The organism is Hydrogenophaga sp. (genome assembly GCF_030651625.1).
Lineage (GTDB): Bacteria > Pseudomonadota > Gammaproteobacteria > Burkholderiales > Burkholderiaceae_C > Hydrogenophaga.
In genome coordinates this window covers 32,942-53,840 of the sequence record NZ_JAUSCF010000020.1, presented here as the reverse complement: position 1 = coordinate 53,840, position 20,899 = coordinate 32,942, and the positions used below count along the sequence as shown (strand labels likewise).

The window sequence follows — 20,899 nt, the reverse complement described above, 5'->3', positions numbered from 1 at the left end:
CCGACCGCCACACCACCGGAGACAAACATGGAAAAGACTTCGCCCCAACAACTCGCAAGGCGCACGATTGCGCTGGTGCTCGCCGGCGGGCGGGGCTCCCGCCTGCACGCCCTCACCAACCGGCGCGCCAAGCCCGCCGTCTACTTCGGCGGCAAGTTCCGCATCGTCGACTTTGCGCTCTCCAACTGCCTGAACTCGGGTGTGCGCCGCATCGGCGTGCTCACCCAATACAAGAGCCACTCGCTGCTGCGCCACCTGCAGCGGGGCTGGAGCTTCCTGCGCAACGAGTTCAACGAGTTCATCGACCTGCTGCCGGCCCAGCAGCGGATGGACGACGAAAGCTGGTACCTGGGCACGGCCGATGCGGTCTACCAGAACCTCGACATCTTGCGTGCCCACAAGCCCGAGTACATCCTCGTGCTCGCGGGCGACCACATCTACAAGATGGACTATGCGAGCCTGATCGCCGACCACGTGGCACTGGGCAAGAAGTGCACCGTGGCCTGCATCGAGGTGCCGCTGGCCGAGGCCACGGCGTTCGGCGTGATGGACATCGACGCCGACCGCAACATCGTGCATTTCCTGGAAAAACCGGCTCAGCCCCCCCACATGCCGGGCAATCCCGACATGGCGCTGGCCAGCATGGGCGTGTACGTGTTCAACACCGAGCACCTGTTCGAGGCGCTGAAGAACGACTCCTCCACCGCTGGCTCCAGCCGCGATTTCGGCCGGGACATCATCCCGGCCATGGTGGCCGCCGGCGACGCGGTTGCGCACCCGTTCGGCATGTCGTGCGTGAAGAGCTCACCCGAAGCACCGGCCTACTGGCGCGACGTGGGCACGGTCGACGCCTACTGGGCCGCCAACCTGGATCTCACCAACACCCTGCCCGAGCTCGACATGTACGACCGCGAGTGGCCCATCTGGACCTACCAGGAGCAGCTCGCACCGGCCAAGTTCGTGTTCGACGACGACGGTCGCCGCGGTTCGGCGGTGGACTCGCTGGTCTCGGGCGGCTGCATCATCTCTGGCGCGCTGGTGCGCCGCTCGGTGCTGTTTTCCAAGGTGCGTGTTCACTCCTTCGCATCGGTCGAAGAGTCGGTCATCCTGCCAGAGGTTGACATCGGCCGGCACTGCGTGCTGCGCAAGGTGGTGATCGACAACGGTTGCGTGATCCCGGAGGGCATGAAGATCGGCGTGGATGCGGTCGAGGACGCGCGGCGCTTTTTCCGCACGCCGAGCGGCGTGGTTCTGGTCACCCGGGAAATGCTGGAGGTATTGGGATGACCGCCCGCGACGCCCTCGGCGTCACCCCCCTGAAAGGGAGGCCACACCAGCGGCCCGGCAGCGCCGGTTCCCCGGTGCGTGCTGCATCAACACCCTCTCTCCCTGTCACCTTGCCATGACGCTCAGGGTCCTCTACGTCTGCACCGAAGTGTTCCCGCTGCTCAAGACAGGGGGGCTGGCCGACGTCAGCGCAGGGCTGCCCCCGGCATTGACTGCCATGGGCTCAGATGTGCGCCTGTTGCTGCCTGCTTTTCCCGGTGTGGTCGCTGGCGTCACGCCGGAGGGGCCACCCCTGCCGTTGCCGGCAGGGGGCGGCCCGGGTCTGCCCTCAGGCGTGGGACCGCAGACCGCATCCGCACAAGGCCCCGCACCCTGGTTGCAAGCCGGGCGCATCACCGCCAGTGGCGTGCCCGTGTGGCTGCTCCATGCACCGGGGCTGTACGAGCACGGGGGCAATCCCTACCTCGACGAGCACGGCCAACCCTGGCCCGACAGCGCCGAACAGTTTGCCTGGCTGGGCTGGGCGGCCGCCCTGCTGGGCACTGGTCTTCACGCCGCATGGGTGCCCGACGTGGTGCATGGCCACGACTGGCACACCGGCCTGGCCTTCGCCTACCTGCACGAACTCTCGCGCACGGCCGTTCACCGGCCTGCCAGGGTATTCACCGTGCACAACCTGGCCTATCAGGGCGTGTTCAACGCAGAACTGCGCCCAAGGCTGGGCCTGCCCGACGGCCTGTTCCACTGGCAGGGGCTGGAGTTCCACGGCCAGATCAGTTTCATGAAGGCGGCGCTGACGTACAGCGACGCCATCACCACCGTCAGCCCGACCTACGCGCGCGAAATCACTGGAGCTGAGCAGGGCTGCGGACTCGAAGGGGTGCTGCTCCAGCGCCAGGCACAGCTGCACGGCATCTTGAACGGGGTGGACGACACGGTGTGGAACCCGCAGACCGATCCACTGGTGCAACCTGGCTTCACCGCCAGGAACCTGAAGGGCAAGGCGCAGGCCAAAGCCCGGTTGCAGCAGCGCATGGGGCTGGAACCACGCCACGAAGCGCTGCTGTTCTCGGTGGTGAGCCGCCTCACCGAACAGAAGGGCCTGCACCTGCTGCCGGCCGCGGTGGACGAACTGGTGCGGCGCGGCGGGCAGCTGGCGGTGCTGGGTTCGGGCGACGCCGCCATCGAACAGGCCCTGCGCGACTGCGCGTTGCGCCACCCCGGCCAGGTGGCGCTGACCGTCGGCTACGACGAAGCGCTGGCGCACGGCATCATCGCCGGGGCCGACGTGATCCTGCTGCCCTCGCGATTCGAGCCCTGCGGACTGACCCAGCTCTACGGGCTTCGCTACGGCACGCTCCCTTTGGTGCGCGCGGTGGGCGGCCTCGCCGACACCGTGGTCGACTGCAGCCTCGAGAACCTTGACGATGGCAGTGCCAGCGGCTTTGTTTTCGACGAACTCGATGTGAACAACCTGAAGGTGGCCATGCGCCGGGCTTTCGCCCTGCAGCGCCGCCCGGCCGACTGGCGCGCCGTGCAGCGCCACGCCATGTCACTGCGCTTCAGCTGGGCGCGTGCAGCCGCAGAATACCTGCGGGTGTACGCCTCGGTCATGCCCGCCACGCCCCTCGTCTGAACGCCAGCACGTTTATTGCTTTAGGGCCTGTTCACACCATCAGCACCTCCAAGCAAGCACTCCGCAAGCCCAACGCCATGTCCGACGCACCACGCACCATCCAGCCCGCGATTGAACCCGTGCCTTTCGAATACGACCACCTCGACAACAGCGTGGATGCCCTGCGCAGGTCGATCGCCAATCGGCTGATCTACTCGGTGGGTCGCGACCCACGCTCAGCCACCCGGCGCGACTGGCTGTTTGCCCTGTTCCACGCCGTGCGCGACCGCATGATGCACCGCTGGCGCGAGACCCTCGCCACCGCGCAGGACGACGACGCCAAACGCGTGTACTACCTGTCATTGGAGTTTCTCACCGGGCGCGCGCTCACCAACGCGCTGCTCTCGGTCGGCATCCTCGACGAGGCCCGCACCGCCTGCGCCCAGCTCGGGGTGGACTTCGATTCGCTGATCGACCTGGAGGCCGACGCCGGCCTGGGCAACGGCGGCCTGGGGCGCCTCGCCGCGTGTTTCCTCGACTCCATGGCCACGGTAGGCATTCCCGGCATGGGCTACGGCATCCGCTACGACTACGGCATGTTCGCGCAGCGCATCGTTGACGGCCGCCAGGTGGAAGAGCCCGACTACTGGCTGGTCAACGGCAACCCCTGGGAATTCATGCGTCCGGAGTTCAGCTACACGGTGCAGTTCGGCGGGCGCCTGCTACAGACCGACGGCCAGGTGCGCTGGGTCGAGACCGACGACGTGATCGCCACCGCCTACGACACCGGCGTGCCCGGTCACGAGCTCAGCAGCGTGGCCACCATGCGGCTGTGGACCGCCCGCGCCACCAGCGGCATCAACCTCGACGCCTTCAACAAGGGCGACTACATGCGCGCAGTGGAGGCCAAGAACGAGTCGGAAAACGTCTCACGCGTGCTCTACCCCGACGACAGCACCGAACATGGCAAAGAGCTGCGCTTGCGCCAGGAGTACTTCTTCGTCAGCGCCTCACTGCAAGACATCGTGCGCCGCTTCCTCAAGCACCAGGGGGATTTCGCGCTGTTCACTGAGCGCGTGGCGATCCACCTCAACGACACCCACCCCGCGCTGGCCGTGCCCGAGCTCATGCGCCTGCTGGTGGATGAACAAGGACTGGAGTGGGACACCGCCTGGAACATCTGCAGGAAGGTGTTCAGCTACACCAACCACACCCTCATGCACGAGGCGCTGGAGACCTGGCCAGTGGAGCTGCTGGGTCGCCTGCTGCCGCGCCACCTGCGCATCATTTACGACCTCAACGCGATTTTTCTGGCCGAGGTGCACGAGCGTTTCCCCGGTGAGAACGACCTGCTGCGTCGCGTCTCGCTGATCGACGAACGCGGTCAGCGCCGCGTGCGCATGGCCTACCTCTCGGTGCTGGCCAGCCACAAGATCAACGGCGTGTCGGCGCTGCACAGCCAACTGATGGTGCAGACCATCTTTGCCGACTTCGCGCGACTCTACCCCGACCGTTTCTGCAACAAGACCAACGGCATCACGCCAAGGCGCTGGCTCTCGCAGGCCAACCGCCCGCTGGCCAGCATGATCGACGCGCGCATCGGCACGACCTGGCGGCGCAACCTCGACGAGCTGGAGCAGTTGCGCGCGTTCTCCACCGATCCCGAATTCGTCAGCGCCTTCCAGGACGCGAAGGCACAGAACAAGCGCAGGCTGACCGATCGCATCGCTGCCGAGACCGGCGTGGTCGTGAACCCGGCCAGCCTGTTCGACGTGCAGATCAAACGCATGCACGAGTACAAGCGGCAGTTGCTCAATGTGTTGCACGTGGTCACGCGCTACCAGCAGATCCTGGCGCACCCGCACGCCGACTGGGTGCCGCGAACGGTGGTCTTCGGTGGTAAGGCTGCGTCGGCTTACTACATGGCCAAGCTCGTCATCAAGCTGATCAACGACGTGGCACGCACGGTCAACAGCGACAAGCGCATTGGTGACAAACTCAAGGTGGTGTTCATGCCGAACTACCGCGTTTCGCTGGCCGAGGTCATCATTCCGGCGGCCGATCTTTCCGAGCAGATTTCCACCGCCGGCACCGAAGCCTCCGGCACCGGCAACATGAAGTTCGCGCTCAACGGCGCGCTCACCATCGGCACCTGGGACGGCGCCAACATCGAGATCGCCGAACACGTGGGGCTGGAACACATCTTCATCTTCGGCCACCGCACCGAACAGGTGGCCGCACTGCGCGCCAGCGGCTACAACCCGCGCCGCTACTACGACCACAACTACGACCTCAAGACAGCCATCGACCGCATCGCCGAGGGCGCCTTCAGCCCCGAGGAGCCTGGGCGTTTCCACGACATCACGCGCACGCTGCTGGAGTCCGACTACTACCTGCTGCTGGCTGACTACACCGACTACCTCGCCACGCAACACAAGGTCGACGCGCTCTACCGCACCCCCGACGAATGGACGCGCCACGCCATCATGAACGTGGCCGGCATGGGCGCCTTCTCGTCGGACCGAACCATTCGCGAGTACGCCAGCGAGATCTGGAACGTCAAACCGCTGTTCCCCTGAACGGGCTCGACGCTCTTCGGGGACCACCATGTCGGGTGGCAACCGGACAGGCGATCAGGTCAGCGTGACCTTCGCAAACTTGCGCTTGCCCACCTGCAGCACATAGGTGCCGGCTTCCAGCTTCAGGCCCTTGTCACCGACCACGCTGGAGTCAACGCGCACACCGCCACCGTCGATCAGCCGGTTGCCCTCGCCGGTCGACGCCGCCAGCCCGGCGGCTTTCAGCAGGGCGGCCACACCCATCGGCGCGCCGCTCACCCGGGCTTCAGGAATCAGATCGGGCACGCCCCCCTTGCTGCGGTTGATGAAGTCCTGCTCGGCGGCATCGGCCGCAGCAGCGCTGTGAAAGCGCGTGGTGATTTCCTTGGCGAGCATCACCTTGGCGTCCTTCGGGTTGCGACCGCCATCCACCTCTTTCTTCAAGACTTCGATCTCGGCGATCGATTTGAAGGACAGCAGCGTGTACCAGCGCCACATCAGCGTGTCGCTGATGCTCAGCACCTTGGCGAACATCGTGTTGGCCTCTTCGGTGATGCCGATGTAGTTGTTCTTGGACTTCGACATCTTCTCGACGCCATCAAGCCCTTCGAGCAGCGGCATGGTCAGGATGCACTGCGGCTCCTGGCCGTATTCCACCTGCAGGTGGCGCCCCATCAGCAGGTTGAACTTCTGGTCGGTGCCGCCCAGTTCGAGGTCGCTCTTCAACGCCACGGAGTCGTAACCCTGCATCAAGGGATACAGGAACTCGTGCACGCTGATGGGCGTGCCGGCCTTGAAACGGTCATGGAAGTCGTTGCGCTCCATCATTCGGGCCACCGTGTACTTGGCCGCCAGCTGGATCATGCCCATCGAGCCCAGCGGCAGGCTCCATTCGCTGTTGTAGCGAATCTCGGTGCGGGAAGGATCCAGCACCAGGCTGGCCTGCTTGTAGTAGGTTTCGGCGTTGGCCTTGATCTGTTCGGAGGTCAGTGGCGGGCGGGTGTTGTTGCGCCCGGACGGGTCACCGATCAGGCTGGTGAAGTCCCCGATAAGGAAGATCACCTGGTGGCCCAAGTCTTGCAACTGTCGCATCTTGTTGAGCACCACGGTGTGCCCAATGTGGATGTCGGGCGCCGTCGGGTCCAGCCCGAGCTTGATTCGAAGCGGCTGGCCACTGGCTTCGGCACGTGACAATTTTTGTACCCAGTCGGCCTGAGGCAACAATTCTTCGCACCCACGCAAGCTGACTTCCAGTGCCGCACGAACACCGTCTGTCAGTGTGCCCCCGTCAATACCCATGTTGTGAGAACTTTTGGAAACGTTTTGAAGGGTGTTCATACGTAAAAACTCAGATGTAAAAACGCCATGGCTGGCTATACTCAATGGTTGTGGTCCGATTTTAGTTGGGCGCGATTTTTGCATATGGCTCACAGGTTCCTTTCGCGGCTGGAAGGCTCAGGGAACTTGATGGCTTGTGAACCCTCCCATGCGGGGTTTGAGCCATGGTCAAGCCACCCCAAGTTTCTTGAAAGCATCCGTTTTGACAAGACCACTACTCCAAACGCTGGCGCGCGCCGTAGAAACTGCATCTCAAAGCATGTCTCGCCACCCCAAACGCATCATGGGGGGCGTTGGTGCCATTCTTCTAGGCACTGGAGTCACCGCATTCGGCATCGCACCGCTGGCGCCTGACGCATCCGATCTTCCTGTCAGCCTCGTCACAGAAATGCTCGACCTCGGGATCACGCAGCCCGAGCTGAACTTGCTTCCCGAGGTCGCCGGCTTCTCGCTGTTCAGAAATGAAGTCGTTCGCCGGGACGACACATCTCAAAGTCTGCTGCAGCGACTGGGGGTTTCAGATTCTGCGGCCCAAGCCTTCCTGCGCAGCGATCCTTTGGCCCGGCAGCTCTTTGATGGTCGGGGTACAAAGCAAATCTCAGCGGAGGCCAGCGATCAACATGCGCTGCAAAGGCTCACCGCTCGCTGGACTTCTTCATCGACCAGTCGCGAGTTTGATCGCCTGATCATTGAGAAAACCGAGCAGGGCTTCAGCGCCCGCCTCGAAAAAGGCACACTGCAGGCTTCCACACGCCTGGGCAGTGGTGAAATCCGCAGCTCCTTGTTTGCGGCCACCGATGCCGCGAACCTGCCCGATGCGGTGGCGGTCCAGCTTGCCGAGCTTTTTTCGGGTGACATCGATTTCCGACGCGACCTTCGTCAAGGCGACCGGTTCAGCCTCGCTTACGAAGTGCTGGAAGCCGATGGAGAGGTCATGACCACCGGCCGGGTACTCAGCGCAGAATTCATCAACAACCGGCGCGCGCATTCCGCCGTCTGGTTCGGCGAATCCGCGGACAAGGGTTCGTACTACAGCTTTGACGGCCAAAGCGCGCGCAAGGAATACCTTGCTTCCCCCCTGCAGTTCACCCGTGTGAGCAGCGGCTATGGCATGCGCTTCCACCCGGTGCATGGTGGCCAGCGCGCACACCTGGGGGTTGATTACGCCGCACCCACCGGCACCCCGGTCAGAACCATTGGCGATGGCGTGGTGGCTTTCGCCGGCGAGCAGCGCGGCTATGGCAATGTGGTGTTCATCACCCATCGCAAGCAGCACACCACCGTCTATGCGCACTTGAGCCGCATCGGCGTGCGCACAGGGCAGCGGGTGTCCCAGGGCGATGACATCGGCGCCGTGGGTTGCACGGGCACCTGCACCGGGCCTCACCTGCACTTCGAATTCCGCGACAAGGGCGCACACCTGGACCCTCTGGTGGCGTTGCGCAACAGCGAAAGCGTGCCCCTCGATCCGGCCTTGAAAGCACGTTTCACCGCCGTGGCCACTGCGCAGCGGCAAAAGCTGGACGCAGCCATCACCATCGTGCAGGCCAGTGCCGAGTAATTGACAGGCACCCCCGCCGCAGCGCGCTATCGAGCCACTCCCTCAAGGGGACGATACAAGTGTCCCGGCTAAACCGGTTCCACGCTATCTCTGAAAGTGGGCATTTCGCTTCGAGGTGTTTTCCGGTTTGGGACGCAAAAGAGGAGCCAGTCGGCTCCTCTTTTTTTCTGGTCGGTTAGGCGCCGGTGTGGTCAGGCTTGACCAACAACCCTCACCTTGGCGGCCAGTCTCAGACGCTGAAGCTGGAGCCGCAACCGCAGGTGGTCGACGCGTTGGGGTTCTTGATCACGAACTGTGCGCCTTCCAGGTCTTCCTTGTAGTCGATCTCAGCTCCGACCAGATACTGGTAGCTCATGGCATCAATCAGGAGTGAAACGCCGTTCTTGCTCATCTGGGTGTCGTCTTCATTGACCACCTCATCGAAGGTGAAGCCATACTGAAAGCCCGAGCAGCCGCCGCCCTGAACGAACACACGCAGTTTGAGTTCTGGATTGCCTTCTTCGGCCACGAGTTCGGCCACCTTGGCAGCGGCGCTGTCGGTGAAGACCAGCGGGGCTGGCATTTCGGTCTGGATGTTGTCGGCCACAGCGCTCATGAGATACCTCTTGACGAGATCCGGACCCATGAAAGACGGGTCACAAGATCGAGAACAGGTGCCATTCACCCATCCAAGGCGTGAATGGTAAAGCAATTCGCTCGGAATTGCCTCTACCCGTTGTTTGCCGCCAGTTTCAGTGTGGGTTTGTCTTCTTCAGATGCGGAAACGTCATGGGCCATGGGTTTGAGCTGACCTGCGATGGTGGCGCCTTGATGCATCTCCAGCGCCTTGTACGACACATCGCCCTCGATCCGTGCCTTGGGTTGCAACTCCAGCAAGTCCAGGGCGTGCACCGGACCCTTCACCGATCCGTTGATGATCACGTGATCGGCCGTGATGCGACCGTTCACACTGGCCAGTTCGCTGATCACCAGGATGCTCGGTTGTTCATTGCTGGCCAGAATGTCGCCCACCACCTCGCCATCGACACGCAATCCGTCGTGGAAAGTGACATTGCCATCCACGCGGGTGCCTTGTGCGATCAAGCTCTTGATAGGGGGTTGCTTCTTCTTGTTGAACATGCCGATAGGCCTCCTGACGACGTGGTTGGAATCACAGTTTTATGGTGTGCACCGCTTTAACCGCACTGCCCTGCAGAATGCGCGCAGTCACGGTTTGTACCACGACGTATGGCGGCACGTCCACCACGCCTTCCATTCGCAAATAGCGCTGGATCGACACCCGCTGCGGGGTATCGGAGTGGCCCATGCTCCAGGGCTGGCCTTCGAGCAAGCCGCTGAGTTCGATTTCGATCACGCCCTTGAATTCGGGGGCCGTTTTCGAGGCCTGGATCAACAGTGCCTGCCATTTCAGCTGCCCCTCTGACAACCGATCAACCTGCAGGCTGCGTATGCTGAGCACTTCACTGCCATTTGAAGGAATCAGGCGTTCAAAGAATCCCAGATCGCTGCGCAGCGCGCGGTTGTCGGCCTCCAGCTGGCGGATCATCTGAGTCAGTCTTTCCTGGGCCGCTTTCTCGGTGGTCAGCAGGCTTTCGGAAACGTCCGCGACGGACTGCACCCGTTGCAGATCGCTGCGCAAGCTCACTACCTCGTTGCGCAGCGCCATCAATTCCTTCTTGGAATTGCGATCCAGGCCAGCAATGTCCTGCCCGAACTCAAACGCCCACAAAGCCAGAGCGCCCGAAAACCCCAGAACCACAGCGCCCAGTAACCAGCGGAAAGGCCACGGTAGCGCGCTGCGTATCGCCACGCGGGGGGCGCTGACTGTCAGCCTTCTGCGAAGGAGGCGAAACCGCATTCATTCACCTTTTCAATGGGCTTTTGCGAACCACTGGACCCTTGTTGCCCTGTCATCCAGGGGGCAAGTCAGGCTCGATCGAGTGGCCAATGCCAGCCCTGCAAGTCCCCCAAACGCAAAAACCGCCCCAAGAGCATCTTGAAGGCGGTTTTTGTAGAGGCACCAGAGGCTTTAGCGCTTGCTGAACTGCTTGCGACGGCGTGCAGAACGCAAACCGACTTTCTTGCGCTCGACCTCACGTGCATCGCGGGTCACGTAGCCGGCCTGTGACAGACCGGGCTTCAGGCTCGCGTCATAGTCGATCAGGGCGCGGGTGATGCCATGACGCACGGCACCTGCCTGGCCGGACTCGCCACCACCGTGCACGTTGACCTGCACGTCGAAGGTTTCGGCGTGGTTGGTCAGCATCAGTGGCTGCTTCGCAATCATGATGGAGGTTTCACGGCCAAAATAAGCCTGAATGTCCTTGCCATTGACCGTGATCTTGCCGGAGCCTTTTTTCAGAAACACACGGGCGACGCTCGATTTGCGACGGCCGGTGCCATTGTTCCATTCACCAATCATCTCAAGGCTCCTTTAGAGTTCCAGCACTTGCGGCTGTTGGGCGGTGTGGGGGTGCTCTGCACCGCCGTACACCTTGAGCTTCTTGATCATGGCGTAGCCAAGAGGACCCTTGGGCAGCATGCCCTTGACGGCCTTCTCGAGCGCGCGGCCGGGGTGCTTGGCCTGCATGTCGCGGAAGTTGGTGGCAGAGATACCGCCGGGGTACCCCGAGTGACGGTAGTACACCTTGTCGAGGGCCTTGTTGCCCGTGACGCGGATTTTGGCTGCGTTGATGATGACGATGTAGTCACCGGTATCGACGTGAGGCGTGTAAATGGCCTTGTGTTTGCCGCGCAAACGGAGAGCAACTTCACTGGCTACTCGTCCGAGGACCTTATCGGTCGCGTCAATCACAAACCACTCGTGCGTCACGTCAGCTGCTTTCGCGCTGAACGTTTTGGTCATGAGTTTCTCTTGGCTGAGGTGGTTTGGCGGCTCTTTTCCACGGTCGGTCGTTCTCTGATGGAACGCTCTTAGGTGGGGTTTGGCTACTTCGCCGCGGAGCCAGCAAATCGCTGCGAAGCTTTCCATTGTACGAAAGATTCGGTGCCTGGCGCAAATTTTTGTGCTGGTTAGGGGTTCCAAACGCTAACATGCGCGGATGTTCAGTTACCGACACGCCTTTCATGCAGGCAACCATGCCGATGTGCTCAAGCACACCGTGCTGATCGCCACTTTGCGCCACTTGATGCAAAAGGAGGCGGGCCTGACCATGGTGGACACCCACGCAGGGGCGGGACTTTACCGCCTCGATGGCGACTACACCGAAACAGGTGGCGAGGCCAAGGACGGCGTGATCAAGCTGATGGGTACGCTCAGGCCAGCACTTGGGAAGGCGGCGCCCTCAACGCCTGCGATTGATGAATACCTCGATCTCATTGAAAGCTTCAACCCCTCGGGATCGCTCCGGGTGTACCCGGGCTCACCTTTCGTGATGCACCACCTGCTGCGCACCGAATCGAGAGACAAACTCAAGCTTTTTGAACTTCATCCCACCGACAGCAGGACCTTGTCTGCCAACATTGCCCAATTGGAGGCGGGGCGGCAAGTAGCGGTGGCACAGGAAGACGGTTTCGAAGGTTTGAAGCCATTGCTGCCGCCACCGCCCTCGGCCACCGGTTCGCGCCGTGCCCTGGTATTGATGGACCCCAGCTACGAGTTGAAATCCGACTACGGCAAGGTGATCGCCTGCATTCAAGAGCAGATCAAACGCTTCCCTACCGGTACCTACCTCGTCTGGTACCCGGTCATTCCCAGGCCGGAGGCTCACGACCTTCCCAGGCGCTTGAAAACTTTGTCCAACCAGGCCAAGCGGCCATGGCTGCATGCCACGCTGGCCATTGGACAGGATCCCTCCCACGGACCGGACGATCGCCCCGGCCTCACTGCCAGCGGCATGTTCGTGATCAACCCGCCTCACACACTCAAGGCGTCCCTGCAGGCCACACTTCCCGTGTTGCTCGACGTGCTGGGTCGCGGCAAGGGGAAAGCCCAGTCACTCGACACGGGCGGCGGCTGATCTGACCTGCTGGATCGCCCATCATGGCCTTGCCAGCACCATGGTCCAGTAGCTTCCATAGCTGCTGCCCGCCTGCCGTACGCAAGCCACGGCAACGTGGTTGTAGTTGGTCCGCATGATGTTGGCGCAATGCCCGGGACTGGACAACCAGCCTGACACGACCGCGTTCACCGAGCTCTGTCCGGCTGCAATGTTTTCTCCTACGGCCGTCCAGACGTAACCCTCGTTGCGGACCCGTTGACCCAGGCTGCGACCGTCCAGACTGGTGTGGGAGAAATAGCTGTTCTGAGCCATGTCCTTTGAGTGTCGGGCAGCGGCCGAAAACAAGCGGTCGTTCCAGGTCAACGGAGAGACAACGGGCATGCTGTCAGCGCCGCACTGGCGCGCGGTAGACCGAGCGCTGTTGATCTGTCGAAGCAGCTCCGTCTGAAAGCCGGGAATGCCACAACTTGTACTGGCATCCAGCACAACCAACCCCGCTGAGGCAACTGGTGCTGGTGCTGGTGCTGGTGCTGGTGCTGTAGCATGCGGCGCTTCTCCGGATGGCGGCGACGGGGCAGCGGTCTGGGCACCGGGAACTGTGCCAGCGCTGTCGCGGGATGGCGCTGTGCCCATGCCTGCGCCGGAAGCATCGCCAGATGCGGGTGTGCCATCGCCCCCACCGCCTCCACAAGCCATCAACGCTGCAATCAAGAGCAGGACGCCTCCAGAAGCCAGCGAAACGGAGCCGCAAGGCAATGCTGCGTTCACATGCGAAACGCGGAATGCGTCGCTCTCGAAACAAAGGGTTCAAATGGGCTCACAAAATCCCTTTTATCAGGAAGTGCACCCCTCGAACGTTCAATAGATGCTCCGTCCGTCACCCAGCAAATGCGATTTGCAGTCCAACGCCTGGTTGTTGCAGGTGCGCACGAAGGCTTCCATGGCGTTTTGATCCCAGCCGTTCCACCAGTCGCCGTGTGCCGAATAACCCGCAGGCCCCGAGTACGTGTCCGAAGAGAGCCTCCAGAAGGTGGCCTGATTGGCGGACGTGATGCGGTAGTGGATGTTGTAGGTGATCTCCGGCAGTGGCACCGGGTGTGAAGAGGGACAACCCGGCCGGCTCGGGTTGGCGTAGGCCATGTGACTCTTGTGATCCGGACTGTCAAGATTCACACCGTCCCAGCATTGTGGAAAGAAAATTTCCTGCACCATTTCATCGCCCACGCCGCAGTTCGGGATGCTGGACCCGACACCGTTGCCAGCATTGTGGCAGTGGTAGCGCCAAGCGGATTGCGCAAAGGGTGATGTGGGTCTGGTGTTTTTGGCGTCGCCAGCGATCATGCGCAGGCCAGCAGGGAACGGACGAATGTCTGCAGGGCGCACGCCGTTGTAGCCGGTCTTGTAGTAGAAGTTTGAGCCTGTGGGCATGACCGCCACATTGGTTCTTGTGTCCACCATGGCCGGCACCCAGTAGGCCGACCGGTTGATCGTGCCACCGCGGCAGGATGAGTTGCCAGAGTTGCGAATGCTGTTGGCCGTGGAGTTGCCCGTCACACCCGCATTGCCAAAGAAGGTGTGCAGGTGCGATCGCCCAGGTTGGCCAGGAAAGATGATGGGGTCGTCATAGTTCATGTGGGTGGGCTCACACACCGTACGGAAAGCACCGGTCCCGTCACCCGATCGTTGCGCTGTCTCGGAAGTCGTCCGAACTCGCGGTGTGGCGCTGCCAACCGCAAAGCCTGAGGTCAGCGGGACACCGATTCCGCCAGTCCCTTGAGCTGGAGCCGGAGCAGGAGAAATTGCTGATGATGGAGCGGGAGCTTGCCCCGTGCTTGCGGCTGGTGACTCGGTGTTCTGGCTGTTGTCGCCCGAAGCTCCGCTGGCCTCAGTCGCCACAACACCGCCACCGCCACCACCACAGCCCGCAGCGACGGCCGCCAGAAAAACGATACAGCTGGTTGCTCGCACAAAACGGCGGGTACGTGCAATTTGGCTGGCGTTTGCAGAGAATCCTGAAAGTTCCGTCATAGGCGCAAAATATACCGCCAGCCAACACAAAGAAGCGTAAGTGAATGTGAGAAGTTAGACCAAACCCGTCATTCAGGAAAACCCTGATGTGGTATAGCCAATTAACCGACCGATCGGTCGGTTAATTGGCTATACTTTCGTGGTCGGTCGATTTGCGCCGGCGAAGGAGTTGCCGATGTACACCCAATCTTTCAACGTACCCGACCAGTCCGACGGTGAGCCCGGCATCTTGAAAGCCGTGCCAGGCGCCAGGGACAAAGTGGATCCCGCGCTCCAAGACGGATTCGACGCCGTGATCGACGCCGACGGCAAGATCGAGCCACGCGACTGGATGCCCGACGCCTACCGCAAGACGCTGGTGAGGCAGATCAGTCAGCATGCCCACAGCGAAATCGTGGGAATGCTGCCCGAGGGCAACTGGATCAGCCGCGCGCCCAGCCTCAAACGCAAGGCCATATTGGTGGCCAAGGTGCAAGACGAAGGTGGACACGGTCTGTACCTCTACAGCGCCGCAGAAACCCTGGGCACCAGCCGCGACCAGATGTTGGATGCGCTGCACAGCGGCAAGGCGAAATACAGCTCGATCTTCAACTACCCCACCCTCACCTGGGCTGATGTGGGTGTGATCGGCTGGCTGGTTGACGGTGCTGCGATCATGAACCAGATTCCACTGTGCCGTTGCAGCTACGGTCCGTACGCTCGCGCCATGATCCGCGTGTGCAAGGAGGAGAGCTTCCACCAGCGCCAAGGCTACGAGGCGTTGCTGACCATGATGCAGGGCACTGCGGAACAGAAAGCCATGGTCCAGGACGCCGTGAACCGCTGGTGGTGGAAATGTCTGGCCATGTTCGGGCCACCCGATGCCGACAGCCCCAACAGTGTGCAAGGCATGCGCTGGGGCATCAAGCGCATCAGCAACGACGACCTGCGGCAAAAGTTCGTTGATGCGACGGTACCGCAAGCCGAGGTCCTTGGCGTCACCCTGCCCGACCCCGACCTGAAATGGAACGAGACACGCGGCCACCACGACTACGGCCAGATCGACTGGGACGAGTTCTGGGCCGTGGTCAACGGCGACGGCCCCTGCAACAAGGAGCGCCTGGCGACACGCGTGAAGGCATGGAACGACGGGGCCTGGGTCCGTGAAGCTGCACTTACCCATGCGGCCAGACAACAGGCCCGCGCCATGAAGGAGGCCGCATGAGCGCCGCACGGCCGCTCCGAAGGCGCTCAGCCCCGCAGTGCGTAGCACGGAGGGTAGTCCAGTTAGCGCCGCGCAAGACCACCCGGACAAGCGAGCATCGCAGTGAACCGCACGGAGGTATCTGAATGAACACCGCACTCAAGGAATGGCCACTGTGGGAAGTGTTTGTGCGCAGCAAGCAGGGACTGGAGCACAAGCACTGTGGCAGCCTGCACGCCAGCGACGCGCCCCACGCGTTACAGATGGCACGCGACGTGTACACCCGCCGCCAGGAAGGCGTGAGTATCTGGGTCGTCCCATCCAACAGCATCGCGGCGAGTGAGCCCGACAGCAAAGACAGCTTCTTCGACCCGGCAGCAGACAAGGTGTACCGCCACCCGACGTTCTACGAAATTCCCGACAAAGTGGGGCACATGTGATGGTTTCGGCGCAGACACATGCACCGGTGGACTACCTGCTGCACCTGGCGGACAACGCTCTGGTACTGGGACAACGCAACGCCGAATGGTGTGGCCACGGGCCAGTGCTTGAAGAAGATCTGGCCCTGGCCAACAACAGCCTGGATCTGCTGGGCCAGGCCCGCATGCTCTACCAGCATGCCGCCACCCTCATCAACGAAGACGCCGACCTGACCCAGCGCTTCCAGCATCTGCAAGGTGCGCGCACCGATGGTCGCGTGACCGAAGACACGCTGGCGTACTTCCGTGACAGCGCCGACTTCCGCAACCTCACGCTGCTGGAACTGCCGCACAGCGGGCCACTGGCCAGCACCGCGGCTGGCGACCGCGATTACGCCACCACCATCACCCGCAACTTCCTCTACAGCGCGCTCATGGTGCTGATCTGGGACCGACTGCAAGTCTCGGCGGACGCGCACCTGGCTGCCATCGCGGCCAAATCGCTGAAGGAAGTGCGCTACCACCTGCGCCATGCCAGCGACTGGCTGGTGCGATTCGGCGATGGCACCGACGAATCGCACGAGAGAGCGCAAGCCGCACTCAACCACCTGCTGCCCTACTGCCAGGAATTCTGGATTGGGAGCGAGGCCGAAACGCAGGCAGTACAGACGGGTACCGGCGTCGAAATGGTCGCCCTTCAATCCGACTGGGATGCTCTCGTGGACGACACGTTGCAAGAGGCCAAACTCAAGCGCCCGGCGGTGCAGGGCTACGTGCCGCAGGGCAAGCTGGGCGTGCATTCAGAGCACATGGGCTTTCTGCTGGCTGAAATGCAGAGCCTGGCACGTGCACACCCGCAAGCGCTGTGGTGAGCATCGCCATGCCGGAGATCGCAGTTCACGACCTCGCCGCCATCCGGGCTGCATTGGCCGATCTGGCCGATCCCGAAATTCCGGTGATCAGCCTGAGCGAACTTGGCATCCTGCGTGATGTGCGCCTGGGTACCGACGGCATACCCGAGGTGGTGATCACGCCGACTTACAGCGGCTGCCCGGCCATGGGACAGATCGAGGACGACGTGCGCGCTGCAGTGGTCAATGCCGGCTTCACTGCGCGCGTGGTCACACAGCTTGCGCCGGCCTGGACGACCGACTGGATGAGTGAGGCCGCGCGCGAAAAGCTGCGCGCCTACGGCATAGCGCCACCGCAATGCGGGAGCAAATCCAACGAAGGCACCAACGTACTGAAATTTTCGCGGCAGACAATGCAACGCGAAGCCGTGCCCTGCCCGCAATGCGGCTCGACACACACCACCGAAACTTCGCCCTTCGGTTCGACGGCGTGCAAGTCGATGTACCGCTGTCTCGACTGTCTCGAGCCCTTTGATTACTTCAAACCCTATTGATGCCATGAACGCCGCCACCCGCTTTCACGAGTTGCCGATCGCCCGCATCGCCCCTGAGGCTGCGGGTGCAGTGGCCATCACCCTGTCCATCCCGCCCGAGCAGCGCACGGCGTTCGCTTTCGAGCCCGGGCAGTTCCTCACCGTGAGCGCCTCCATTGGCGGACAAGACGTGCGGCGCAGCTACTCCATCAGCAGCCCACGCAGCCTGCTCACTCAGCGCGGCGAACTCACGCTCGGCATCCGGCCGGTGGAAGGTGGTGTGTTTTCCAACTGGGCTGCAAGCGAGCTGAAGGCTGGCGACACGCTGAAAGTGATGCCGCCCGACGGGCGCTTCACGATCCACAAGCCACGCGCCCTTCATCGCGTGGGTTTTGCTGCGGGTTCGGGCATCACGCCCATCCTCTCGCTCATGGCCAGCACACTCGAAGAATCGCCCGACGCCAAATTCACGCTGGTCTACGGCAACCGCCGCATGGACAGTGTGATGTTCAATGAAGCGCTGCAGGATCTGAAAGACAGGTACGCAGGCCGCCTCACGCTGATCCACATCTTGTCGCGCCAGGCGCAGGAGGTGCCGCTGCTCGAGGGCCGCATCGACGGCGACAAGGTGCGCGCGATCATCGCCTCCCTGCTCCCGGTGGCCAGCATGGACGAAGTGTTCATCTGCGGCCCAGAAGCGATGATCGAAGCCACCGAAGCCGCCCTGCTGGACGCCGGCGTGCGCAAGGACCGCGTGCACACCGAGCGCTTCACCTCCCCCACGCTGGAGGCGCTGCCTGCTGGCGTGCGCAAGGCCGTGGTGCTGGGCCACCCCGCGATCTCCACCGATGGCGAAGTGGCGCTCACCGTGCTGCTCGACGGAAAACAGCACGCCATGCGCATGAACAGGAACGAGCGTGTGCTGGATGTTGCCCTGAACGCCGGTCTTGACCTGCCCTGGTCGTGCCGGGGCGGCGTGTGCTGCACCTGTCGCGCCAAAGTCATGGAGGGTTCGGTGCAGATGGAAAAGAACTTCACCCTGGAGCCTTGGGAAACCGAAAAGGGCTTCGTGCTGTCGTGCCAGGCCCGTCCGACCAGCGACCAACTGGTGGTGAGCTTCGACGAACGCTGAGCGCGTCGACACCGTTCGCGCCGCGTTCGAAAGTCTGGAGCCTGCCGCAGAAAGTGTCACAGGGAGGCCCTATCATGCAGCTCCATGTACGCTGCGCCCACGCTTTTTCCCTCCGGTCCGGATCGAAGCGCTCCATGGATTGATCGACCCCGACGCTGGGTACAGGGACTCGCGTTGGCACTGCTGTCGGGCTGCGCTGTGATGGAAGGCCAACCGCCACCGGAGTCCGAACGAATCAATGATTCAGCCTGGGCACGAGCCAACGTGCTACCCGTGACCGGGCAAGTGCCCGACTGGACACACCAGCGGCTGGGCAACCGACCCGCTTCAAGCTACACGCCAGTGGTTCACAACGGAAGGGCTGCGATGAGGGCGCAGAGCGAGAAAGGCGACAGCATGCTGCGCCTGCCTTTGCGCACAGCAGGCGACGCGCACTGGATATTGCGTTTTTCCTGGTTTGTGGAAAGACTCAACGAGGTCGCCAACCTCGAAGACCGCACCCTCGACGACGCCGTGGTGCGCGTGATTTTGCAGTTTGAGGGTGATCGGTCGGGGTTCACTGAGCGCGACCAGCGCCTGTCCGAATGGATCCAGCTCGCCACCGGTGAACCCTTGCCCCATGCCACGCTGATGTACGTCTGGGATGCTCGACACCCGGTGGGCACGGTGCTGCTGCACCCGCGCACGGATCGCATCAAGGTGCTGGTGGTGGCATCGGGCCCCGACCGTCTGGGCCAATGGGTGGACATCGAACGCGACGTGCACGCGGACCATGTGCTCGCATTTGGAACACCGCCACAAGGACTGGTCGGCTTGGGCCTGATGACCGACGCCAACAACACGGAACAAGCCACGGAAAGCTGGTATGGACCTCTGTCCCTGCTGGCGTCTGCTCGCTAGGAAAATCCCGCGCCGCCTGTGCGTGCTCACTGCGCGGACGATGCGACGGGCACGACCCCGTCCTGAAACAAGGCAACCCTGGACGTCCCCGCCTGAACGATGCCGATCGTGTCGGCGGCCGCCCGGCTGAGATCGATCACACGCCCTCGCGTGAAAGGGCCCCGGTCGTTGATGCGCACCACCACCTCGCGGCCATTGTCCAGATTGCGCACGCGAACCCATGTACCGAACGGCAGCGTTCGGTGGGCCGCAGTGAATTCGTGCATGTTGAAGGCCTCGCCACTGGCCGTGCGCCGACCATGGAACCGTTCGCCATACCAGGAGGCAATGCCTGCGCCCACCTCAATGCCGATTTCGAGTCCCGTTTCGCTTCCGATCTGCGATGCTCCTGATGGAGCAGAGTCGATGTGCGAAGGTGCCGCACAACCACCAAGCCACAAGACCAGGGACAAAGCCAGCGTGCTCCCAGCGCGCAGCCGGGCAGGAGCAGGGCCCGGAGCGGAACCACCACCCAATGCAGGAGCGTACAGGCGGTTACGAATGGGTCTGATCATGGCGTGGGCGTTTCAGCGGAGCTCAGGCGTGTGTCACGCCAGGCTGCAGGCTTCTCACATGCAACGAATCCATTTTTAACAGAACGCCTGCCGGAATGCACGCAGGGGATGACAACATGAACACGCACACAAGCACTCAGAACAGTGCCAGCCTGCGCACGATCTCCATCGTCGCCGCGCTCTGGTTCATGGTGTAGAAGTGCAGCCCCGGCACGCCCGCGTTGCGCAACTGGTCGCACAGGTCGGTGACCACGTCCAGGCCGAAGGCCTTGATGGAGGCCGTGTCGTCGCCGAAGGCCTGCAGGCGCATGCGGATCCAGCGAGGGATCTCGGCGCCACAGGCGTCGGAAAAGCGCATGAGCTGGGTGGAGCTGGCGATGGGCATGATGCCAGGCACCACCGGCACGTCCACGCCCAGCTTGTGCAGGTCGTCGACGTAGCGGAAGTAGGCGTCGCTGTTGAAGAAGTACTGCGTGATGCCGGCGTTGGCGCCCGCTTTGACCTTGGCCACAAAGGCGTCCAGGTCGCTCATGGGCGACCTGGCCTGTGGGTGGGTTTCCGGATAGGCCGCCACCTCGATGTGGAAATGGTCGCCGGTTTCAGCACGCACAAAAGCCACCAGATCGCTCGCGTAGCGGAACTCGCCTCCCAGGCCATAGCCGCTGGGCAGATCGCCCCGCAGGGCGACGATGCGGCGAATGCCGGCGGTCTGGTAGGCGGCCAGACGCTCACGGATGCTCTCGTGTGACTGACCAATGCAGCTCAGGTGCGGCGCGGCCGAGAAGCCTTCACCCATGATTTCGGTGACGGCTTGCAGGGTGCCGTCCTGGGTGGAGCCGCCGGCGCCAAAAGTGACGGAGCAGAATTCCGGCTTCAGGGCGTACAGCTGCTGACGCACCGCACGCAGTTTCTCCGCACCCTCCGGGGTTTTGGTGGGGAAAAATTCAAGACTGATCGGAAGACTCATGCTCCCCTCCT

At 62.5% G+C, this 20,899-nt stretch carries 21 protein-coding genes; 11 read left to right on the top strand and 10 right to left on the bottom strand.

The window, feature by feature from the left end; all coding sequences use genetic code 11:
- Nucleotides 1–27 precede the first annotated feature (27 nt).
- The 3 genes from glgC (at nucleotide 28) to Q7V46_RS07370 (ending at nucleotide 5,481) form a co-directional block, all read left to right on the top strand.
- The gene (glgC, locus tag Q7V46_RS07380; RefSeq protein WP_304912879.1) at nucleotides 28–1,287 is read left to right on the top strand and encodes a glucose-1-phosphate adenylyltransferase; all 1,260 of its coding nucleotides are present in this window, start codon (nucleotides 28–30) and stop codon (nucleotides 1,285–1,287) included.
- Between the two features lie 115 nt (nucleotides 1,288–1,402).
- Complete coding sequence (glgA, locus tag Q7V46_RS07375) at nucleotides 1,403–2,923, top strand: glycogen synthase GlgA (protein ID WP_304912878.1); 1,521 nt, start codon at nucleotides 1,403–1,405, stop codon at nucleotides 2,921–2,923.
- A gap of 77 nt (nucleotides 2,924–3,000) precedes the next feature.
- The gene (locus Q7V46_RS07370; protein ID WP_304912877.1) at nucleotides 3,001–5,481 is read left to right on the top strand and encodes a glycogen/starch/alpha-glucan phosphorylase; all 2,481 of its coding nucleotides are present in this window, start codon (nucleotides 3,001–3,003) and stop codon (nucleotides 5,479–5,481) included.
- A gap of 54 nt (nucleotides 5,482–5,535) precedes the next feature.
- Here the strand turns inward: Q7V46_RS07370 and tyrS are convergent, their stop codons facing one another.
- A complete protein-coding gene (gene tyrS, locus Q7V46_RS07365; RefSeq protein ID WP_304912976.1) occupies nucleotides 5,536–6,759 on the bottom strand; it encodes a tyrosine--tRNA ligase in 1,224 nt (407 codons plus the stop codon).
- Nucleotides 6,760–7,057: 298 nt separating this feature from the next.
- Here tyrS and Q7V46_RS07360 point away from each other — a divergent pair, with 298 nt between their 5' ends.
- Entirely contained in the window at nucleotides 7,058–8,359 is a 1,302-nt protein-coding gene (locus Q7V46_RS07360) for a peptidoglycan DD-metalloendopeptidase family protein (protein WP_304912876.1), read from the top strand.
- A 229-nt stretch (nucleotides 8,360–8,588) separates the two neighbouring features.
- Here the strand turns inward: Q7V46_RS07360 and erpA are convergent, their stop codons facing one another.
- The 5 genes from erpA to rplM all read right to left on the bottom strand — a co-directional run bounded on the left by erpA (nucleotide 8,589) and on the right by rplM (nucleotide 11,225).
- The gene (gene erpA / locus Q7V46_RS07355; RefSeq protein ID WP_304912875.1) at nucleotides 8,589–8,954 is read right to left on the bottom strand and encodes an iron-sulfur cluster insertion protein ErpA; all 366 of its coding nucleotides are present in this window, start codon (nucleotides 8,952–8,954) and stop codon (nucleotides 8,589–8,591) included.
- A 113-nt stretch (nucleotides 8,955–9,067) separates the two neighbouring features.
- The gene (locus tag Q7V46_RS07350) at nucleotides 9,068–9,478 is read right to left on the bottom strand and encodes a polymer-forming cytoskeletal protein (RefSeq protein WP_304912874.1); all 411 of its coding nucleotides are present in this window, start codon (nucleotides 9,476–9,478) and stop codon (nucleotides 9,068–9,070) included.
- A 31-nt stretch (nucleotides 9,479–9,509) separates the two neighbouring features.
- Entirely contained in the window at nucleotides 9,510–10,025 is a 516-nt protein-coding gene (locus Q7V46_RS07345) for a DUF6776 family protein (protein WP_370690300.1), read from the bottom strand.
- Nucleotides 10,026–10,388: 363 nt separating this feature from the next.
- Nucleotides 10,389–10,781, bottom strand: a complete 393-nt coding sequence (gene rpsI, locus Q7V46_RS07340; RefSeq protein ID WP_304912872.1) for a 30S ribosomal protein S9 — start codon at nucleotides 10,779–10,781, stop codon at nucleotides 10,389–10,391.
- Nucleotides 10,782–10,793: 12 nt separating this feature from the next.
- Complete coding sequence (rplM, locus tag Q7V46_RS07335) at nucleotides 10,794–11,225, bottom strand: 50S ribosomal protein L13 (protein WP_304912871.1); 432 nt, start codon at nucleotides 11,223–11,225, stop codon at nucleotides 10,794–10,796.
- Nucleotides 11,226–11,421: 196 nt separating this feature from the next.
- On the opposite strand from rplM, the gene Q7V46_RS07330 reads away from it, so the two are divergent.
- Nucleotides 11,422–12,339 carry a 23S rRNA (adenine(2030)-N(6))-methyltransferase RlmJ gene (locus Q7V46_RS07330; protein ID WP_304912870.1) on the top strand — a complete coding sequence of 306 codons (918 nt, stop codon included), beginning with the start codon at nucleotides 11,422–11,424 and terminating at the stop codon, nucleotides 12,337–12,339.
- 21 nt (nucleotides 12,340–12,360) lie between these two features.
- On the opposite strand, the gene Q7V46_RS07325 is transcribed toward Q7V46_RS07330, so the two are convergent.
- A complete protein-coding gene (locus Q7V46_RS07325; protein WP_304912975.1) occupies nucleotides 12,361–12,954 on the bottom strand; it encodes a CAP domain-containing protein in 594 nt (197 codons plus the stop codon).
- 225 nt (nucleotides 12,955–13,179) lie between these two features.
- A complete protein-coding gene (locus Q7V46_RS07320) occupies nucleotides 13,180–13,953 on the bottom strand; it encodes a DUF1996 domain-containing protein (RefSeq protein ID WP_304912869.1) in 774 nt (257 codons plus the stop codon).
- Between the two features lie 571 nt (nucleotides 13,954–14,524).
- Between Q7V46_RS07320 and paaA the strand changes: the two genes are divergently transcribed.
- From paaA to Q7V46_RS07290, 6 genes are all read left to right on the top strand, one after another.
- Nucleotides 14,525–15,553, top strand: coding sequence for a 1,2-phenylacetyl-CoA epoxidase subunit PaaA (gene paaA, locus Q7V46_RS07315; protein ID WP_304912868.1), 1,029 nt, complete (start codon nucleotides 14,525–14,527; stop codon nucleotides 15,551–15,553).
- Nucleotides 15,554–15,678: 125 nt separating this feature from the next.
- Entirely contained in the window at nucleotides 15,679–15,972 is a 294-nt protein-coding gene (gene paaB, locus Q7V46_RS07310; protein ID WP_300873882.1) for a 1,2-phenylacetyl-CoA epoxidase subunit PaaB, read from the top strand.
- Entirely contained in the window at nucleotides 15,972–16,823 is an 852-nt protein-coding gene (gene paaC / locus Q7V46_RS07305; protein WP_304912867.1) for a 1,2-phenylacetyl-CoA epoxidase subunit PaaC, read from the top strand. Before paaB ends, paaC begins: the two co-directional genes overlap by 1 nt.
- Before the next feature lie 8 nt (nucleotides 16,824–16,831).
- Nucleotides 16,832–17,356 (top strand): 1,2-phenylacetyl-CoA epoxidase subunit PaaD, encoded by a 525-nt coding sequence (gene paaD, locus Q7V46_RS07300; RefSeq protein WP_304912866.1) that lies wholly within the window; start codon nucleotides 16,832–16,834, stop codon nucleotides 17,354–17,356.
- Between the two features lie 4 nt (nucleotides 17,357–17,360).
- Nucleotides 17,361–18,467: a 2Fe-2S iron-sulfur cluster-binding protein gene (locus Q7V46_RS07295; RefSeq protein ID WP_304912865.1), complete on the top strand. Its 1,107-nt coding sequence runs from the start codon at nucleotides 17,361–17,363 to the stop codon at nucleotides 18,465–18,467.
- Nucleotides 18,468–18,551: 84 nt separating this feature from the next.
- Nucleotides 18,552–19,367 carry a DUF3047 domain-containing protein gene (locus Q7V46_RS07290; RefSeq protein WP_304912864.1) on the top strand — a complete coding sequence of 272 codons (816 nt, stop codon included), beginning with the start codon at nucleotides 18,552–18,554 and terminating at the stop codon, nucleotides 19,365–19,367.
- A gap of 26 nt (nucleotides 19,368–19,393) precedes the next feature.
- On the opposite strand, the gene Q7V46_RS07285 is transcribed toward Q7V46_RS07290, so the two are convergent.
- Entirely contained in the window at nucleotides 19,394–19,921 is a 528-nt protein-coding gene (locus Q7V46_RS07285) for a septal ring lytic transglycosylase RlpA family protein (protein WP_304912863.1), read from the bottom strand.
- 136 nt (nucleotides 19,922–20,057) lie between these two features.
- Nucleotides 20,058–20,888: a methylenetetrahydrofolate reductase [NAD(P)H] gene (gene metF, locus Q7V46_RS07280; protein ID WP_304912862.1), complete on the bottom strand. Its 831-nt coding sequence runs from the start codon at nucleotides 20,886–20,888 to the stop codon at nucleotides 20,058–20,060.
- Nucleotides 20,889–20,899 lie beyond the last annotated feature (11 nt).